Raw genomic sequence first — 624 nt, forward strand, 5'->3', positions numbered from 1 at the left:
GGCGTCGCGGCCGTCGCGCACGAGGCCGGGATACCTCTGATCATCGACAACACGCTGGCGACGCCCTACCTGTACCGGCCGTTCGAGCACGGCGCCGACATCGTCGTGCACTCGGCGACCAAGTTCATCGGCGGGCACGGGACGTCCATCGGCGGGATCATCGTCGACGGCGGCCGGTTCGACTGGGGCAACGGGCGCTACCCGCGGTTCACCGAACCGGACCCGGCCTACGACGGCCTGGTGTTCCTCGACGCCTTCCCCGAGACGGCCTTCATCCTGCGGGCCCGCGCGCGGCTGCTGCGCGACCTCGGCCCCGCGCTGGCGCCGATGAACGCGTTCCTGCTGTTGCAGGGCCTGGAGACGCTGTCGCTGCGGATGGAGCGGCACAGCGCCAACGCGCTGCGCGTCGCCGAGTGGCTGGCCGCGCGCGACGAGGTCGGCTGGGTGGCCTACCCGGGGCTGCGTTCCAGCCCGTGGCACGCCGCGGCGGCGCGTTACCTGCCGCGCGGCGCGGGCGCCGTGCTGGCGTTCGGTATCGAGGGCGGTGCGGCGGCGGGCCGGAAGTTCGTCGAGGGCCTGGAGCTGTTCAGCCACCTCGCCAACATCGGCGACGTCCGCTCGCTG

The 624-nt window shown here is 73.2% G+C and carries 1 protein-coding gene; it reads left to right on the forward strand.

Annotation, left to right across the window (positions count from 1 at the left end; translation table 11 throughout):
* Positions 1 to 624 (forward strand): PLP-dependent transferase (locus FMEAI12_RS03395; protein ID WP_200835173.1); only part of this gene is annotated, 624 nt, incomplete at both ends.

The organism is Parafrankia sp. Ea1.12, from assembly GCF_900465275.1.
In the GTDB taxonomy this organism is placed as follows: domain Bacteria; phylum Actinomycetota; class Actinomycetes; order Frankiales; family Frankiaceae; genus Parafrankia; species Parafrankia soli.